General features: G+C 59.2%; 17 protein-coding genes and 1 pseudogene. 12 read left to right on the top strand and 6 right to left on the bottom strand.

Annotation, left to right across the window (positions count from 1 at the left end; all coding sequences use genetic code 11):
* The first annotated feature begins 108 nt into the window (after positions 1-108).
* Positions 109-1,095: a hypothetical protein gene (locus tag AC1RMX_RS16730; protein ID WP_096818135.1), complete on the top strand. Its 987-nt coding sequence runs from the start codon at positions 109-111 to the stop codon at positions 1,093-1,095.
* Between the two features lie 3 nt (positions 1,096-1,098).
* Here the strand turns inward: AC1RMX_RS16730 and AC1RMX_RS16725 are convergent, their stop codons facing one another.
* The 3 genes from AC1RMX_RS16725 to AC1RMX_RS16715 form a co-directional block, all read right to left on the bottom strand.
* Positions 1,099-2,289 (bottom strand): hypothetical protein, encoded by a 1,191-nt coding sequence (locus AC1RMX_RS16725; RefSeq protein WP_493072563.1) that lies wholly within the window; start codon positions 2,287-2,289, stop codon positions 1,099-1,101.
* Between the two features lie 126 nt (positions 2,290-2,415).
* Positions 2,416-3,657, bottom strand: coding sequence for a hypothetical protein (locus tag AC1RMX_RS16720; RefSeq protein WP_493072562.1), 1,242 nt, complete (start codon positions 3,655-3,657; stop codon positions 2,416-2,418).
* Positions 3,654-4,469 carry a sulfite exporter TauE/SafE family protein gene (locus AC1RMX_RS16715; protein ID WP_493072561.1) on the bottom strand — a complete coding sequence of 272 codons (816 nt, stop codon included), beginning with the start codon at positions 4,467-4,469 and terminating at the stop codon, positions 3,654-3,656. Before AC1RMX_RS16715 ends, AC1RMX_RS16720 begins: the two co-directional genes overlap by 4 nt.
* 112 nt (positions 4,470-4,581) lie before the next feature.
* On the opposite strand from AC1RMX_RS16715, the gene AC1RMX_RS16710 reads away from it, so the two are divergent.
* Positions 4,582-5,349 carry an AraC family transcriptional regulator gene (locus AC1RMX_RS16710; protein ID WP_493072560.1) on the top strand — a complete coding sequence of 256 codons (768 nt, stop codon included), beginning with the start codon at positions 4,582-4,584 and terminating at the stop codon, positions 5,347-5,349.
* A 93-nt stretch (positions 5,350-5,442) separates the two neighbouring features.
* Positions 5,443-5,754: a helix-turn-helix domain-containing protein gene (locus AC1RMX_RS16705; protein ID WP_493072559.1), complete on the top strand. Its 312-nt coding sequence runs from the start codon at positions 5,443-5,445 to the stop codon at positions 5,752-5,754.
* A 38-nt stretch (positions 5,755-5,792) separates the two neighbouring features.
* Here AC1RMX_RS16705 and AC1RMX_RS16700 read toward each other — a convergent pair whose 3' ends face one another.
* Entirely contained in the window at positions 5,793-6,845 is a 1,053-nt protein-coding gene (locus AC1RMX_RS16700; RefSeq protein ID WP_493072558.1) for an MBL fold metallo-hydrolase, read from the bottom strand.
* A gap of 214 nt (positions 6,846-7,059) precedes the next feature.
* On the opposite strand from AC1RMX_RS16700, the gene AC1RMX_RS16695 reads away from it, so the two are divergent.
* The 5 genes and pseudogenes from AC1RMX_RS16695 (at position 7,060) to AC1RMX_RS16675 (ending at position 10,961) form a co-directional block, all read left to right on the top strand.
* On the top strand, positions 7,060-7,668 hold the full coding sequence (locus AC1RMX_RS16695; protein ID WP_096818148.1) for a TetR/AcrR family transcriptional regulator: 609 nt from the start codon (positions 7,060-7,062) through the stop codon (positions 7,666-7,668).
* Positions 7,669-7,815: 147 nt separating this feature from the next.
* On the top strand, positions 7,816-8,868 hold the full coding sequence (locus AC1RMX_RS16690; RefSeq protein ID WP_096818646.1) for a diguanylate cyclase: 1,053 nt from the start codon (positions 7,816-7,818) through the stop codon (positions 8,866-8,868).
* 184 nt (positions 8,869-9,052) lie between these two features.
* Positions 9,053-9,826 (top strand): annotated as a pseudogene (locus tag AC1RMX_RS16685) (PAS domain-containing protein); the annotation flags it as partial.
* An 87-nt stretch (positions 9,827-9,913) separates the two neighbouring features.
* Complete coding sequence (locus tag AC1RMX_RS16680; RefSeq protein ID WP_493072592.1) at positions 9,914-10,372, top strand: methyl-accepting chemotaxis protein; 459 nt, start codon at positions 9,914-9,916, stop codon at positions 10,370-10,372.
* A gap of 61 nt (positions 10,373-10,433) precedes the next feature.
* On the top strand, positions 10,434-10,961 hold the full coding sequence (locus AC1RMX_RS16675) for a DUF1003 domain-containing protein (protein ID WP_096818152.1): 528 nt from the start codon (positions 10,434-10,436) through the stop codon (positions 10,959-10,961).
* On the opposite strand, the gene AC1RMX_RS16670 is transcribed toward AC1RMX_RS16675, so the two are convergent.
* Positions 10,962-11,903 (bottom strand): LysR family transcriptional regulator, encoded by a 942-nt coding sequence (locus AC1RMX_RS16670; RefSeq protein WP_096818154.1) that lies wholly within the window; start codon positions 11,901-11,903, stop codon positions 10,962-10,964.
* A gap of 15 nt (positions 11,904-11,918) precedes the next feature.
* On the opposite strand from AC1RMX_RS16670, the gene AC1RMX_RS16665 reads away from it, so the two are divergent.
* Both AC1RMX_RS16665 and AC1RMX_RS16660 read left to right on the top strand, forming a co-directional pair.
* Positions 11,919-12,626: a CTP synthase C-terminal region-related (seleno)protein gene (locus tag AC1RMX_RS16665; RefSeq protein ID WP_493072557.1), complete on the top strand. Its 708-nt coding sequence runs from the start codon at positions 11,919-11,921 to the stop codon at positions 12,624-12,626.
* Positions 12,623-12,943: an antibiotic biosynthesis monooxygenase family protein gene (locus AC1RMX_RS16660; protein WP_102621059.1), complete on the top strand. Its 321-nt coding sequence runs from the start codon at positions 12,623-12,625 to the stop codon at positions 12,941-12,943. The genes AC1RMX_RS16665 and AC1RMX_RS16660 overlap by 4 nt, the downstream gene beginning before the upstream one ends.
* Here AC1RMX_RS16660 and AC1RMX_RS16655 read toward each other — a convergent pair whose 3' ends face one another.
* Entirely contained in the window at positions 12,944-13,270 is a 327-nt protein-coding gene (locus AC1RMX_RS16655) for a DUF2025 family protein (RefSeq protein WP_085730336.1), read from the bottom strand.
* Between the two features lie 215 nt (positions 13,271-13,485).
* Here AC1RMX_RS16655 and AC1RMX_RS16650 point away from each other — a divergent pair, with 215 nt between their 5' ends.
* The gene (locus tag AC1RMX_RS16650) at positions 13,486-14,613 is read left to right on the top strand and encodes a glycerophosphodiester phosphodiesterase (protein ID WP_493072556.1); all 1,128 of its coding nucleotides are present in this window, start codon (positions 13,486-13,488) and stop codon (positions 14,611-14,613) included.
* The gene (locus AC1RMX_RS16645) at positions 14,613-15,296 is read left to right on the top strand and encodes a helix-turn-helix transcriptional regulator (RefSeq protein ID WP_493072555.1); all 684 of its coding nucleotides are present in this window, start codon (positions 14,613-14,615) and stop codon (positions 15,294-15,296) included. The genes AC1RMX_RS16650 and AC1RMX_RS16645 overlap by 1 nt, the downstream gene beginning before the upstream one ends.

The raw sequence follows: 15,296 nt of genomic DNA, 5'->3' as shown, positions 1-15,296 counted from the left end.
TCTGTTGTTTATGATTGGCCACTGCCTATATCTCTTGCTCTACTGCATCACCTGTACCCCCCCTCCCTCTATTAATACCCTCCCCCACTCAAGGACCCGAGCCCCACCATGAAATTCGACCTCGCCTACTGCCTCAGCCTCGACGACAAGTTGTCGATCTATGACGTTCGCGATCTCAATTTCGATGAGACGGTGGCGTTCGATTCCGCCAAGGAGCATTTCCAGTGCCCCAACGACGCCTGTCGTGCGGCGTTCGATGCTTCCAACGAGTTGGGTACGTTCAACGCCAAGAACGTGAATTACGTGCGCACGCCGCACTTCAAGAATCTGCCCGGTACGCAGCATGTGGCGGGTTGTCCGTATGTGAGTTTGAAGACGTCGGCGTCGGGGGTTGAGGCGGCGGAGGGGGAAACGGATGACGGGCGTGAGGAGCATTTCCCGTCGGAGTTGTTGCTGACGCGCCGTGAGTATGTGCGCAAGCCTGCCGCGCCTGCGGGAGCGGCGGATGTGTTGCGGGATGATCCGGTGCGGGTGGCGACTGCCCCCTCAAAAGAGTCGCCGAGTCGTGAGACGGCGCCGGACAAGACCAGTGTCTTCGCTCACCCCGTGGAGTGTTTTGTGTCGAACTTCGCGGACAAGGATTTGCTCAAGCGCATGCCGTTGAAGATTGGCGAGCATACGGCGCCGTACAGTTCGTTCTTCAAGAAGATCGAGTACTTGATGGACAACAAGGGGCTGATTTACTGGGGCCGGATCAAGAAAATCGAGGACTTCCACAGTGCCAGTTTCCGGATCGATTTCGAGGACAAGGTCTGGTTCAAGAAGCCGGATGACAGCAAGAAGAAGCCTTATCCGGTCAGTGTCTATCTCAACAAAAAGCTGATCGACAACTACCGCAAGCGCAAGGCGTTTCTGGAGGAGATCAAGCACGCCATCGACAGTGATAAGGAGTTGTTCTGCTTCTTCTATGGTGTAACGCCGGAGTTGAAGCAGGTGCCGGGCAAGAAGAACCCCGAAAAGCCTTTCGAGGTCTTCAATGCCAATATCGAGAACCTGGATCACTTCATCATTCGTGAAGCGCCGGGTCTGGCGTGACGGTTAGCCCTGGGGCAGTTGCAGTTTGACGGCGCCGGGGTGTTGCTTGATCAGGGAGTACGGCAGGATCGACCAGTCTGGTCTATCGCAAGAACGTTGTACGCGGGCGAAGTAAGCGCCCAGGTATAAGCCTTTCGCAGTGAAGTACCACGGCGAAGAACCCCAAACGCTTTCTTCCGTGAAGTCGCAATCGTCATCTTGCGTCGGCTTCTTCATTTCTGCGGGGTACAGGGCGGTGAATTGCTTGATCAGCCAAGGCACCAGCTCTTTGTTTTCATACTGATAACGCGCGTCACTTTCAGCCGAGCTCAAAGGCTTGTCACCCAGGCTGTCTCGTTCGGCATGCAGCAGTGGCTTGCCCTCACCTACCCACAACACATCTTCGAGCGACAACGGATGACCAGTGCTCACATCAATGTTGAGGGGTGAATCACCGAAGTCCGGATGCGCGCCACCGCAGAAATAGCTGGTCGAGATGTTCAGGCTGACCACGGCAGGCGAAATCATTTTGGGTTCTGCGTCCTGCATGAACTCGACGTATTCCCCGCCCTGCAGTTGGCAACCGTGATAGCGGATGACCTCATTCCACAACCGTCCAAGCAACTGCTGGTTAACCCGTTGCAGATCATCTTTTGGCAGACCGGACTCTACGCTGAACAGCGAAACCTTTGACTCCGGCTCTGTCCACCATTGCAGGGTGTAACCCATGAAGTCTTGTTTCTTCAGCGGTTTGAGCTTGAGTCCCTGTAGTCGCAAATACTCATACGGCTCGCCGTTTGGCAGCGCGGCGATGAAGGGCAGCGTAGAAGTTGTCGGCGCTGGAAGCCTGGCCTCGGAAAGTTGCACTGTGAGCTTCTTGCCCTTCGGACTTTGCCACTCGCCCTGCCAGCCAGTGGCCGTTTCTTCCAGTTTCAAAGTTGGCAGTGGCTTGTCGTCACCGTAGCGATTATTGCCTTCAACCAGCGTCAGGGTGCTGTCCTGCAATGACCCGCTGAGGGGCAGGTCCCGATGGTATTTTTCGTAGAAGTAACGACCGGTCACTTCATCCGGTTGCTGGGTATTGAGCTCAACCACAATCGGCGTTTTGCCCAGCTTGCCGGTGAACACGCGCCGACCATCTTCGGCATGGGCAGTGGAAATCAGTGTGAACAACGCCACGGCATATGGCGCCAGGCGTAACAGTCCCTTGAGCATGGATCGGTCCCTGAATGAGTCGGAAGTTGCGCCGGACATTGATTGCCGGCGCTGAAAAGTTCGCGGTGGATTATGGCGAGGTTGAGCACTGTAATCGAGAAATGTAAGTCGAGATGCAACGATGCGTCATGGCAGTTGCAGCGCAACACCACCCGGATGCTGTTTGACGACGCTGTATGGCAGAACACTCCAGTCGACGAATCCGCATACTGCCGCGACATGCGGATACGACGGATCAAACTTGATGCCCTGCTCAGTGAAGTACCAACCCATGAATTGCCAGGGATCGCTCTCGTCGTAGTGACAGTCGTTATCGCCCTCTGCGGTGACGGTCATTTGCCGGGGATACAGTTTCAGCAGCTGTGCGACCAGCCAGGGTGCCAACTCTGTAGTCCGGTATTTCGACCAGGCATCAGAAGAACCGGGTGAACCTGCATTGAAATCATCGTGTTGTTCATAGTGCAGCGGCTGACCTTGCCCTACCCACAAGACGTCCTCGAGCGTCAGTGCCTGACCGGTTGTGGCATCGAAGTTGAGCGCGTCGTTGCTTTGGTCCGGGTAGGCGCCGCCACAGTAATAATCCGTTGAAATCCGCACACTCATTACCGAAGGCGTCATCCACAGAGGTTGGCTGGATTGAGAGTAGTCACCCGAGCAACTGAAATAAGCCATTACCTCCCCCCACAATCGGCCCATCAATTGTTGGTTGATACGTTGAAGTACTTGCGGGGAATAACCGGACACCACTTCAAAAAGCGAAGCTTGTGATTTGGGCTCGCTCCACCATTGCAGTGTGTAGCCCATGAAAGTTTCGGTTTTGCCCTTTTGCAGTTTCATTCCTTGCAGCCGCAGATACTCGTAAGGAGCCTTCTCACGCAGGCTGACGATATAGGGCAATGAGTCGACGGGGGCTTGCGGAATCATTGCGGGCTGCAACTCAACCTTGAGGGTTTTCCCGGCCGGATTACTCCACTCACCGGACCAATTGCTCCCGATCGCCTGTAAACGAAGCGTTGGACGGGAGTCCCCGTCCATCATCGAACCTTCGCGGAGTTCGAGCGTGTCCCCATCCCTGGAACCTTCGAGCTCCAGATCCTTGCGGTACTTCTGGTAGAAGTAACGCCCCTCTCCCGTTCGGGTATTCATCTCCAGAACGATCGCCGTCTTGCCCAACGTTCCCGTGTAAACCTGCGTAGCGTTTTCCGCCCATGCCAGGGGATGGAAAAAAACGGCGAGTACCAAAATGCCGGAAAGGCGCAACAATCCGTGAAACATCAATTCTTCCTTGAGCAAGCGGGCAAATGCCGCAAAAAGTGACCGCGGATTATGTCGATGTTGTAACAGGGAATCGAGCTTCGTCCAGATCAACTCACGCTCATGCTGAGCATCACAATCACCAGCAACCCGATATAAACCCAAGCATGCACCCGATCCGGTATCCGCCCGATCCACGGCGTCGCCAGTCGAATCCCCAGCATCGAGCCCAGCGTCAGCACCGCGAACGCCAGCAGATCCACATACCCGATAAACCATGGCCCAAGGGGTGTCTCGCTGAACCCCGCCATCAGCATGTACGTCAGGGTTCCTGCCAGCGCCACCGGCACGCTCAACGGGTTGGCCATCGACGTCGCTTGGGACATGCTCAACCCGCAACGCCGCAACAACGGCACGGTCATGACGCTTCCTCCTACACCGAGAAACGTCGCGATGGCGCCAATGCCTACACCACCGCCGGACGTTTCCACCGTTCCTAATCGCCGTGGGATGACGCCTTCGGACTGTGTGAGAAACCCGCGTCGCAGCAGGCAATCGACAATCGTCACGCCGAGGTAGGCGATGAAGGCATAGCGAATGACCTCACCGCTCACCCAGACCGCTGCGACTGCGCCGACAACCGCGCCCAACCCGATGAACCCGCCCAAGGGCCACAGGTAATCCCGGATCAGGTTGCCGGCGCGGCGGTGTTTGTCGGCCGCTATCAAGGCGTTGACGATCATCACGCAGGTCGAGGTGGCGACGGCGATGTGCATGGCCGATTGACCAATGGGGTCGTCGACGCCGTGGCTGACGCTGAGCATGCGATATAGCAGCGGCACAACGACGAAGCCGCCGCCGAAACCGAAGAGCACGGCGGTGACGCCAGTCAGGCAGCCGAAGAGTGTTAGCAGGAGGTAGAACATGGCGCGTCGTCCGTTGGTGGGGAGCGGTCGACGATAGAGCGGCGGCGCTTGGCCTGCCTCAGCAAGTCAGCCAATAATGTTTGCGTTTACGCCAATCGCTGGATGCCGCTCGATGCGCAATGTTTCGATCAACCTGCTGGATGACACACCACGCCCGGTGGTGGCGATCGGTACGGATTATTCCCACGGCTATCTGTTGCCACGTCATACGCATCGGCGGGCGCAATTGTTGTACGGCGCGACCGGGGTGATGCAGGTCAGCACGCATGACGGCAACTGGGTGGTGCCGCCGCAGCGGGCAGTATGGATTCCACCGGGGGTGGCGCATGAGGTGTTGATGCTGGGGGTGAGCACTCGCAGTTTGTATATCAAGCCGGGGGCGGTGGATCTGGGTGAGCGTTGTCAGGTGATCAGTGTGTCGCCGTTGATGCGGCATTTGCTGATGGAGGCGGTGGAGCTGCCGCTGACGTATGACCTGGCCGGGCGTGACGGCGTGCTGATCGATTTATTGCTGCATGAATTGGTGCGCAGTGCCCCGCTGCCGTTGCATATCCCGCTGCCGTCTGACGGAAGACTGCTCGAACTGTGTCAGACCTTTCTGCATCAGCCGAACGCCCACCAGTCGCCCCTGCAATGGGCCGATCAGCTGCACGTAAGCTTGCGCACCTTCAACAGACTGTTCCGGCAGCAGACCGGCCTGAGTTTCAGTCAATGGCGCCAGCGCGCCTGCGTGGTATTGGCGCTGGCACGGCTGGCGGCGGGTGAGGCGGTGACGCGGATTGCCCTGGACTTCGGCTATGACAGCCCGGCGGCGTTCTCGACGATGTTTCGTCGGATCCTCGGTCAGGCACCGTCCGTCTGGTTGGAGGCGGCGAACTAGGGCAAATCAAAAAATGCGTTTGATCCCGGCCGAAAACAACTGTACAAAAACACAGTACATTTTCCATCAGCACTCTCGAGCCCGGAGCACACCATGGCCTCTTCAGCGATGAACCTCATCCTCGAACGTATCGCCCTTTTCCAGTTCACCCCGACGCATTGCGCCCAGGCCCGAGGGATGTTGGGCTGGAGCGTGGAACAGCTATCGCGGGAGGCAGGGGTTTCGGTAGACGATATTCAGCGATTCGAGGCGCAGCAGGACGTGGCGGATTCGGCGCGGCTGGCGTTGACCTATCGGTTTGAGGCGCAGGGGCTGGTGTTCTTTCCGGGGTTTGCGCCAGGGCGTTCGACAAGCAATGGTTCGACGGTTGAATCGGTGCGTGGGGACTATGCGATGGCGGAGTGATTCGGTCCGCCTCATGGAGGCGAACCTGCGTCAGTGAGTCAGGCCCCTTGCACCACCGCCTCACTCGCCCCTTCAACCGCCAACCACCACGCATGCCCGCGTTGCGGCTGTGCCAGGTTAAACGCCTCGCCCATTTGCGGGGTGGTAATGGAAACGCTGCGCTCCCAGGCCAGTGCAAGAATGCGATCAAAGGGTTCGTGCCACGCATGCATCGCCAGATCGAACGTGCCGTTGTGAATCGGAAATAACCAGCGACCCTTGAGATCGATGTGGGCTTGCAGGGTTTCTTCCGGTTGCATGTGCACGTGGGGCCATTCGACGTTGTAGGCGCCGGTTTCCATCAGGGTCAGGTCGAACGGGCCGTATTGTTCGCCGATGCGTTTGAAGCCATCGAAGTAGCCGCTGTCGCCGCTGAAGAAGATTCGTGTATCGCCATCGATGATCACCCACGAAGCCCACAGGGTCTGATTGCCATCGAACAGGCCACGGCCGGAGAAGTGCTGCGACGGGGTGGCGATGAAGCGGATGCCGGCGACTTCGGTGCCCTGCCACCAGTCGAACTGGCGGATCTTGCTGGCATCGATGCCCCATTTGACCAGCGTGTCACCGACGCCCAGCGGGGTCAGGAACACGTTGACCTTGTCCGCCAGTTTCAACACCGCTTCGTAGTCGAGATGGTCGTAATGGTTGTGCGACAGGATCACCGCTTCGATCGGTGGCAACTCGTCGATGCTGATCGGTGGCTGATGGAAACGTTTCGGGCCGGCCCATTGCACGGGCGAGGCGCGCTCGGCGAACACCGGGTCGGTGATCCAGAATTTGTCTTGCAGCTTCAGCAGCAAGGTCGAGTGACCGAGGCGAAAGACGCTGTGATTGGGGGCGGCGATCAGGTCGGCACGGGTCAGCGGCTGCACCGGAATGGCCGACGCCGGACGGGTATTGCGCGGTTTGTGGAAGATCATGTTCCACATGATGCGCAGCATCTTGCGCACACCTTCACGTTGCACTGGAGCGTGGTTACGGAACGTCCCTTCTGCCTGGCGCGAAGCTTCAGGTACAGGACTGACCGCGGAAGAAATTGATTTGGCCATGACTGAATGACTCCAGAAAAACCGTGCAATTCACGGTTTTCCACGGTGGGACGATAAATGGCCAAGGCACGCACGCATCAGCCGGACATCTGGTTTTAGGTTGCACCGATTAACGCAACATTACACTGATCGGTGTACTTTCTAGGTTGCATCAAACCGGATGACAAGTAAACTGCCGAGTGTAATTTCATCTATTTCCTGCCGAATCGAATTTATGACAGCTCCAACGCGCCTCACCGACCGCAAACGCGAAGCCATCATCCTGGCGGCCATCACCGAATTCCGTGCCAACGGTTTCGAAGTCACCAGCATGGACAAGATCGCGGCCACCGCCGGGGTGTCGAAGCGCACGGTGTACAACCATTTTCCGAGCAAGGAAGAGCTGTTCGCCGAAATTCTTAACCAGTTGTGGGCACGAATCAGCACCGAGCAAGCCGTGTCGTATCAGCCTGATCACCCCTTGCGCGATCAATTGCGAACGATGCTGCTGGCCAAACTGCAGATGATGGCTGACGACAATTTCATGAATCTGGCCCGTGTCGCCATCGCCGCCGCGATCCACTCGCCCGAACGCGCACAGAACATGGTGGCGCGCATGGGCGAGCGTGAGGAAAGCGTGACCGTGTGGATTCGCGCCGCTCAGGCAGACGGTCGGCTGAAACCGGTCGACCCGGAATTCGCCGCGCATCAGGTACAGGGCCTGCTCAAGTCTTTCGCCTTCTGGCCACAGATTTCCATGGGCCAACCGGCGCTCGACAACGCAACGCAAAATGCCGTGGTCGAATCGGCACTGGACATGTTCCTGGCCTGTTATCAGCTCTAGATCGAGCCTGCGCCACGATTAAATGGCTCACAAGGACACTGAATTTTCCCGCTGGAATAAATGACAATATCTGTCATTGACCGATGAACGGTCGCTCTGAAGAATTACACTGGAAAGTGTTTCAGAATGAATCTGGCGAAGAACCTCATGGATAACCAACGCGGCAAAGGCTTGTCATTCGCCAGACGCATCTACCTGCCACGCGCCATCGGTTTGGGCGTTGGCTTCTTCAGTGTCGGCGCCGCGCTGTATCCGTTGAACATGCCGGCTTGGCTCTGGGCGCTGTTGCTGTTCAACGGTTTTCTCTGGCCCCACGTCGCCTATCAATGGTCGACCCGTTCGGCCTTCCCCTATCGCGCCGAGCGTCGCAACCTGCTTTACGACTCGGTGTTCGGTGGTTTCTGGACCGCGTGTTTCCAGTTCAACCCGCTGACCGCCGTGACCATTCTGTCGATGATGACCATGAACAATGTGGCCGCCGGTGGCCGGCGGCTGTTCCTGCTCGGCGCCCTCGCCCAGGTGATCGGCGTGCTGTTGGGCTGGTCGGTGTTCGGGGTCAAGTTCAACCTGACCACCACGCAAACCCAGGTCTGGGCGTGTCTGCCGATGCTGACCCTTTATCCGCTTGCACTGGGGATGGTCTGTTACCAACTGGCGATCAAACTCGCCGAACACAAACGCACCTTGAGCGCCCTGAGCCGTACCGACAGCCTCACCGGCCTACTCAACCACGGCGCCTGGAAAGACCTGCTGCACCTCAAGTTCCAGCAGTGCCGCGACCACAACAGCCAAGCCACCCTGGCACTGATCGACATCGATCATTTCAAGGTGATCAATGACAGTTACGGGCACATCGTCGGCGACGCGGTGCTGCAACAACTGAGTCGCGAACTGAAATCCGTGCTGGATGAAAGTGAGCTGGCCGGGCGTTACGGCGGCGACGAATTCTGCGTAATCCTGCCCAACCTGCCGCTGAGCAAAGCCGAAGCCCTGATGGAGCAACTGCGCCAGGCTCTGCATCAGTACCGCCATCCCGAGGTGCCCGAGTTGCGGGTCAGCCTGAGCATCGGACTGGCGCGTTTCCAACTGACCTGCCCGGACGCCCTCGACTGGCTGGATGACGCCGACAAAGCGTTGTACACCGCCAAGCACACGGGCCGTAACACGATCAGCGTAGCGTTGAGCCGTTCCAGCGCCTGACAAGCGTTGTACAAGATCCAGATCAACCACTTTCTTGTACAACTTTATAAACTTTGTATAAGATCGAACTGTCAGCCTGGATGCTGGCACTATGAAGTCAACGCCGAACGTCGCCAGCATCTTCGGCCTGCCGCCGCGGGAACAGGGACAACACCTCTAGCCCTATTTCCGGAGCGCACCCAGTATGTTTTTCAATCGCCAGAAGTCTGTTGTCGACGACCTGCAACACACCCTCGCCCAGCAAACCGGCCTGCTCGAAGCCATCGACCGCTCCATGGCGGTGATCGAGTTCAATCTCGACGCGGTGGTGTTGCGCGCCAATGACAACTTTCTCAAGACCACGGGCTATACCGCCGAACAGGTGATCGGCCAGTCCCACCGCCAGTTCTGCCCACCGGAATTTGCCCGCAGCAGCCAGTACACCGAGCTTTGGTCGAAGCTGAAAAACGGTCAGTTCCAGTCCGGCACCTTCGAGCGCGTCGACAGCCAGGGCCGGCCGATCTGGCTCGAAGCCAGTTACAACCCGATCAAGGATGCTTCGGGTCGTGTGGTGAAAGTGGTCAAGTACGCCATGGACGTCACCGCCAAGGTGCAGCAGGAAAGTGAAGCCAACGCCAAGTTGCAAGCCATCGACCGCGCCATGGCGGTGATTGAGTTCGACCTCAATGGCAACGTTCTTACAGCCAATCAGAATTTTCTGACACGCATGGGTTACACGCTCGCCGAACTCAAAGGTAAACATCACCGCTTGTTCTGCACTGCAGAGCTGGTCAACAGCAGTGCTTATGATGACTTCTGGCGCCGGCTCAATCAGGGTGAGTTTTTCCACGGCCAGTTCGAACGCGTCGACAAGCGCGGGCAAACCGTTTGGTTGGAAGCCAACTACAACCCGGTCTACGATGCCGCCGGCCGCTTGTGCAAAGTGGTGAAGTTCGCCTCGGACGTCACCGCCCGGGTCGAGCAGCACGAGCAGGATGCACGCAGTGCCAGCGCCGCTTATCACATCTCTGTCGCCACCCGAAAAGTCGCCGAGCAAGGCACGCAAGTGATCCAGCAAACGGCCAGCGAAATGCGCGAGATCGCCGAAGACATCGCCGAGTCTTCGAACCTGATCGCACAACTCGGCGAACGCTCCGAACAGATCACCACCATCGTCAACACCATCCGTGCGATTGCCGATCAGACCAATCTGCTGGCCCTGAACGCCGCGATCGAAGCGGCACGGGCCGGCGAGCAAGGTCGCGGTTTTGCCGTAGTGGCCGATGAAGTGCGGCAACTGGCGGCACGCACCAGCGGCTCGACGGCGGAGATTTCCAACATGATCGGCCTGATCCAGAGCGAAACCCGTCAGGCGATCAAGAGCATGGACGGCACTCGTGGACGCGCGGCGCAAGGCGTCGAACTGGCGGATCAGGCGGGGACGGTGATTCTGCAGATTCGCGATGGCGCCAGCGAAGCCGTGGAAGCGGTGAGCATGTTTGCCAACGAGCGTGCGCCGGGATAAGGCCAACACGGGCGACGCAGGGCTATAGTGACTCAACGTCCCAAGCCTTGCCGAGCCCGTCATGACCACCGAAAAAAACGAATCCGCCGCCCCTGTCGATCACCTGCGCTTCCACCGCCCCCACGCCCACCTCAACACAACCTTCGGCAACGACAAGTTCGCCTTGCGGGCCGAGGCGTTTGCGCGATTCTTCGGTACGCCGACCTTCCTCGGCGCGCAGACCCTGATCGTGGTGCTCTGGGTGTGCCTCAACATGTTTGGCGTCACGAACTTCGACGTCTATCCGTTCATCCTGTTGAACCTGGCGTTCAGCCTGCAATCGGCCTATGCCGCACCGCTGATTCTGCTGGCCCAGACCCGTCAGGCCGCACGGGACAAGGCGCAATCCGACGCCGACGCGCAGCATCGCGAAGCCTTGGCCGTGGCCAATTCCGAGCGTCAGGCGCAGGCCGCAAAGAACACCGCGCAGTTGCTGGAACTGCTGGAGCAGAACACCCGGCTCACCGAAATGACCAAGAACCTCACCGAGCGCATCGAAGGCCTGACCCGCGAACTGCACGATCACATGCGTCAGAATCCACAGGCCTGATCACGGCAAACGCAGCGCCCGTCCGAGTTCATCGAACAGCGTGACCACCGAGCGCAACGCACGGCAGTCCGGGCGGGTCAGCAGCCAGAGCGCGGTGTCGTAACCGTGCAGCGGTTCGCTCAAGGCTCGCAGGCCTTCGGTGATCAGAAAGTCCGGTAACGCCGCGACGCCGAGCCCGGCACGCACCAGCTCCGTCACCGACAACATGCTGTTGCAGCGATAGCCCGGTGTCACGCCCGGCAAGTGCTGGCGACGCCAGACGACAGTCGGGTGATCGGGCAGGAAATCGTCCGGGGCGATCCAGGTCAGGGCGTTCAGATCGACCGCTTCAACATTTTGCAGATAACGCTCGCTGGCACAGACCCGGTAGGAAATCTTCGCCAGCTCCCGTCCGACCAGGTGCTCCGGTGGCGTGCGCGTCAGGCGCAAGGCGATGTCGGCGTCGCGACGGCTGAGGTTGGCAAAGTCGTTGGAGGTGCTCAGTTCGATGGTCAGCGCCGGGTAGTTCGGCATGAACTGCGCCAATGCCGGCAGCAGCAGACCCTGCAATACCGAGTCGGTACAGGTCAGGCGTACCGTGCCGCTGATCACTTCGCCGCCCTGCTCCACGCCGATTCGCGCTGCTTCCAGTGCCTGCTCGGCGCGCTCGGCCTGCTCGGCCAAAGTCTGCGCAAGGCTGGTGGGCAGGTAACCGGCGCGGCTTTTTTCGAACAGTTGCTGACCGAGCGCGGCTTCCAGTCGGCGCACCGCGCGAAACACCGTCGACACGTCAACCTTCAGCAGCTGCGAGGCCCGGGCCAGAGAGCCGCCGCGCACCAGGGCGAGAATCAGCGCCAGATCCGGGAAGTCGAGTCGATAGTGCGTCGCTGCATTAATCACTTGGGGAAACGCCCATATTGAGTGCGTGAACGCCAATCTATAGTGAGCGTCATCCCTCAACAAGCACAGCGAACACTCATGGAATCCAGAGCCCTGCGCATCGCCCTGATCGGTGACTACGACCCGCAAGTCACCGCCCATCAAGCCATCCCCGTCGCCCTCGGGCTTGTGGCGGAACACATCCGCCGACCAGTCGATTTCGAATGGCTGTCCACTGAGCAAATCCACCTCGATACGCCGCTCGAAGGTTTCGACGGTTTCTGGTGCGTCCCGGCCAGCCCTTACAAGAGTGAAGCTGGCGCGCTGCGAGCCATCCGCTTTGCCCGCGAACAGCAGCGCCCGTTCCTCGGCACCTGCGGCGGTTTTCAACATGCGGTGCTGGAGTTTTCCCGCAACGTACTGGGCTGGGCCGATGCAGAGCATGGCGAAACCTCGCCCGATTCCAGCCGTGCGGTGCTCACGCCGCTGACCTGCTCGCTGGTGGAAGCGGTGGACAGCATCCATCTGGTGCCCGGTTCGTTGATCGCCAAGGCGTACGAAACGTCCGAGATTCGCGAAGGTTATCGCTGCCGTTTTGGTGTGAATCCGCAGTTCGAACGCGAATTGCTAACCCATGACCTGCACGCCGTGGGCCACGATTCGGCGGGCGATCTGCGCGCCATCGAACTGAAAAACCATGTGTTCTTTGTCGCGACGTTGTTCCAGCCGGAACGTGCAGCGCTCAAAGGGCAATTGCCGCCGCTGGTGCGGGCGTTTGTCGAAACCTGCGCGGAGCAACGGGCATGATCGCCGAAACGCCAGAAGCGCCGTACTACGCGGTGATCTTCACCTCAACCCGTACCGAAGGTGATCAGGGATATGCCGAAGCTGCCGAGCGCATGGTTGAACTGGCGCGCGAGCAACCGGGATTTCTCGGCGTGGAGTCGGCCCGAGGGGCGGATGGGCTCGGGATCACGACATCCTATTGGAACAGTGAAGCGGCGATTCTGGCGTGGAAACACCATCCCGAGCACCAGGCGATTCGCGAGCGCGGACGTTCGACCTGGTACTCGGCATGTCATACGCGGGTGTGCAAAGTGGAGCGCGATTATCGATTCGGATAGTCAGCCCTTCACCAGACTGCGCACCGCCACAATCTCCGGCACTTCGCGCTTGCTCATGTAAACGCGCAACGGCTCGGTGATGTTGATCCGGTCATCGATGTGCTGATCGAGCAGCAACTGGATCAACTCGCGCTTGAGGGTCATGGTCTGTTCGGTGGCCGGTGCCCAGACGAATTCGCTGGCGGGAATGATGCCGTCATCGGCCACGTCCATGCCGAACGAGTCTTCACTGAAACGCACGATGTACTGGCCGGTCTTGCGATTGAGGCCGACAAAACCCTTGAGGTCGTCGGCCGCCTGGCAGATGAGTTGGGATGTGATGCGCATGGTAAACCTCACAAGAGTGATCGAAGGTTTACACGCAGGGCATTGAGGCACACCCTCTGCCGGGGTGGTCGCCGTGGCCAAGCGTACTGCAAACAAACGCACAAAAGTGCGGAAATTTTCGCTTTCAGTACGTTTATGTCGGTCTTGCGATAGCACGTTTTCGTTTGAGTTGCTAAAAGGGACATCTTCGAAAATACCTGCGAAAGGACCTCGACATGCCCGCCACGTTTACCAAAAGCGCTCTGCTGCTGAGCCTGATGCTCGGCCTCGGTCAGGCCCATGCTGCCAGCCAGCCAAACCCGGTTGCGCTCGCTGCCTCCGAGGGCATTCCGCACCCGGCGGTGATCGCCCACCGTGGCGCCTCCTTCGATGCACCGGAGTCCACCGCAGCCTCCTACAAACTGGCCCGCGACCTCGGCGCCGACTACCTGGAAATGGACCTGCAGCGCAGCAAGGACGGCGTGCTGTTCGCCCTGCATGACAACAACCTGCAACGCACCACCGACGTCGCCAGCAAGTTCCCGGACCGCAAGGACAGCCCGGCCAACGCCTTCACCATGGCCGAACTAAAAACCCTGGATGCTGGCAGCTGGTACAACAAGGCCTACCCGGATCGCGCGCGTCCGTCCTACGCCGGCCTGAAGATTCTGACCCTGGACGAAATCATCGACATCGCCCAGGCCAACCCGCAGCACAAGCCGGGCCTGTACATCGAGACCAAGGAACCGCAACTGTTCCCCGGCATCGAGCACGACCTGAAGGAAAAACTCCAGGCTCGCGGCCTGCTGATCCCGGCCGGCGCCAAGCAGCCAAAAGACGCCACCAGCGTCGGCGCGGGCAACGGTAAAGTGATCCTGCAAACCTTCGAGAAGAACAGCCTCGAACTGCTGCAAAAGGAAATGCCGCAGGTGCCGAAGATTCTGTTGCTGTGGGTTGGCGAAGGCAGCATCGAGCCGAAATCCAAAGTGACCTTTGCCGACTCCGGCGAGAAGGACAAGAACACGTTCTACGGCAAACAAGAGCCGAAATCCGAAGCTGAATTCAAGCAATGGGTCGACTACGCCAAGGCTCAGGGCGCCATCGGCACCGGTCCTTCGGCCAAGCTGACCCACGGCGGCGATCAGAGCTATTCGGACCTCGTGCAGCCTTGGATGAACAAGTACACCCACGACAAGGGCATGCTGGTGCACGTCTACACCGTCGATGAGCCGGTGGACTACGAGAAAGTCATGGCTGCCGGCGTCGACGGCATCTTCACCAACCGTGCCAGCGAACTGCTGAAGTTCTACAAACGCCCGGCCGCCGCCAGTGCGGATCAGGTGTTGAAGAACAACGGTTTCTGATGCAACCGGACACCCCGTGGACAGGCCGCCTCTGGCTGGGGCACGACTATGGCCTGATCCACGGGATGTCGGGGCGCACTGCGCCCCACTCCCACTACGCTCACCAACTGATTCTTGCGCCTGACCGGCCGTTGACTGTTCTGGTCGAGGGCACACCTGTCACCACTTCCCGCCTGCTGATTACGTCCCAGACTCGCCATGCGATTGTCGAGGCGCCGGACCCTGTGTTCACCGTGTACGCCGAACCGTTGCGGTTTGAGGCCCAGATGTTGCGCGATGCACTGTTCGACGTTGATTTGTCGCTGACCGCACTGGATCACGCCATTGGCCAATGTCCGCGACGTGAGTTGAGCGATCCGCGAATCGAACGGGCCCTCGCCACCGTCGATGCCTCGCTGTCGAGCAAAGTTGCCGCCAGCGCCGTGGCGGATTCCGCCCACGTATCCATGAGCCAGTTGCAACGGTTGTTCGTCAGCCAGGTCGGCCTGCCCGTGCGGCGACTGGTGTTGTGGCGACGATTGCGACTGGCGATGGCTTTAATAATCGCCGGCAGCCCGGTGACCAACGCAGCCCACACCGCCGGGTTTGCCGACTCCGCGCACTTCTCCCGCAGCCTGAAAAAACTCTTCGGTGTGACTGCGCGTCAAGCGCTGCAACACATCGAATTGCGTCTGCTGGACTGA

The sequence above is a fragment of the Pseudomonas sp. GW822-FHT03F04 genome (assembly GCF_058801405.1).
This window is presented reverse-complemented; position numbering and strand designations above follow the sequence as displayed.

Excerpts from the sequence above, each read along its gene's own strand:
- AC1RMX_RS16675 (WP_096818152.1), top strand. The coding sequence starts at position 10,434 with ATGACCACCGAAAAAAACGAATCCGCCGCCCCTGTCGATCACCTGCGC.
- AC1RMX_RS16730 (WP_096818135.1), top strand. The coding sequence starts at position 109 with ATGAAATTCGACCTCGCCTACTGCCTCAGCCTCGACGACAAGTTGTCG.
- AC1RMX_RS16645 (WP_493072555.1), top strand. The coding sequence starts at position 14,613 with ATGCAACCGGACACCCCGTGGACAGGCCGCCTCTGGCTGGGGCACGAC.
- AC1RMX_RS16690 (WP_096818646.1), top strand. The coding sequence starts at position 7,816 with ATGGATAACCAACGCGGCAAAGGCTTGTCATTCGCCAGACGCATCTAC.
- AC1RMX_RS16650 (WP_493072556.1), top strand. The coding sequence starts at position 13,486 with ATGCCCGCCACGTTTACCAAAAGCGCTCTGCTGCTGAGCCTGATGCTC.
- AC1RMX_RS16695 (WP_096818148.1), top strand. The coding sequence starts at position 7,060 with ATGACAGCTCCAACGCGCCTCACCGACCGCAAACGCGAAGCCATCATC.
- AC1RMX_RS16700 (WP_493072558.1), bottom strand. The coding sequence starts at position 6,845 with ATGGCCAAATCAATTTCTTCCGCGGTCAGTCCTGTACCTGAAGCTTCG.
- AC1RMX_RS16660 (WP_102621059.1), top strand. The coding sequence starts at position 12,623 with ATGATCGCCGAAACGCCAGAAGCGCCGTACTACGCGGTGATCTTCACC.
- AC1RMX_RS16710 (WP_493072560.1), top strand. The coding sequence starts at position 4,582 with ATGCGCAATGTTTCGATCAACCTGCTGGATGACACACCACGCCCGGTG.
- AC1RMX_RS16655 (WP_085730336.1), bottom strand. The coding sequence starts at position 13,270 with ATGCGCATCACATCCCAACTCATCTGCCAGGCGGCCGACGACCTCAAG.
- AC1RMX_RS16705 (WP_493072559.1), top strand. The coding sequence starts at position 5,443 with ATGGCCTCTTCAGCGATGAACCTCATCCTCGAACGTATCGCCCTTTTC.
- AC1RMX_RS16725 (WP_493072563.1), bottom strand. The coding sequence starts at position 2,289 with ATGCTCAAGGGACTGTTACGCCTGGCGCCATATGCCGTGGCGTTGTTC.
- AC1RMX_RS16715 (WP_493072561.1), bottom strand. The coding sequence starts at position 4,469 with ATGTTCTACCTCCTGCTAACACTCTTCGGCTGCCTGACTGGCGTCACC.
- AC1RMX_RS16665 (WP_493072557.1), top strand. The coding sequence starts at position 11,919 with ATGGAATCCAGAGCCCTGCGCATCGCCCTGATCGGTGACTACGACCCG.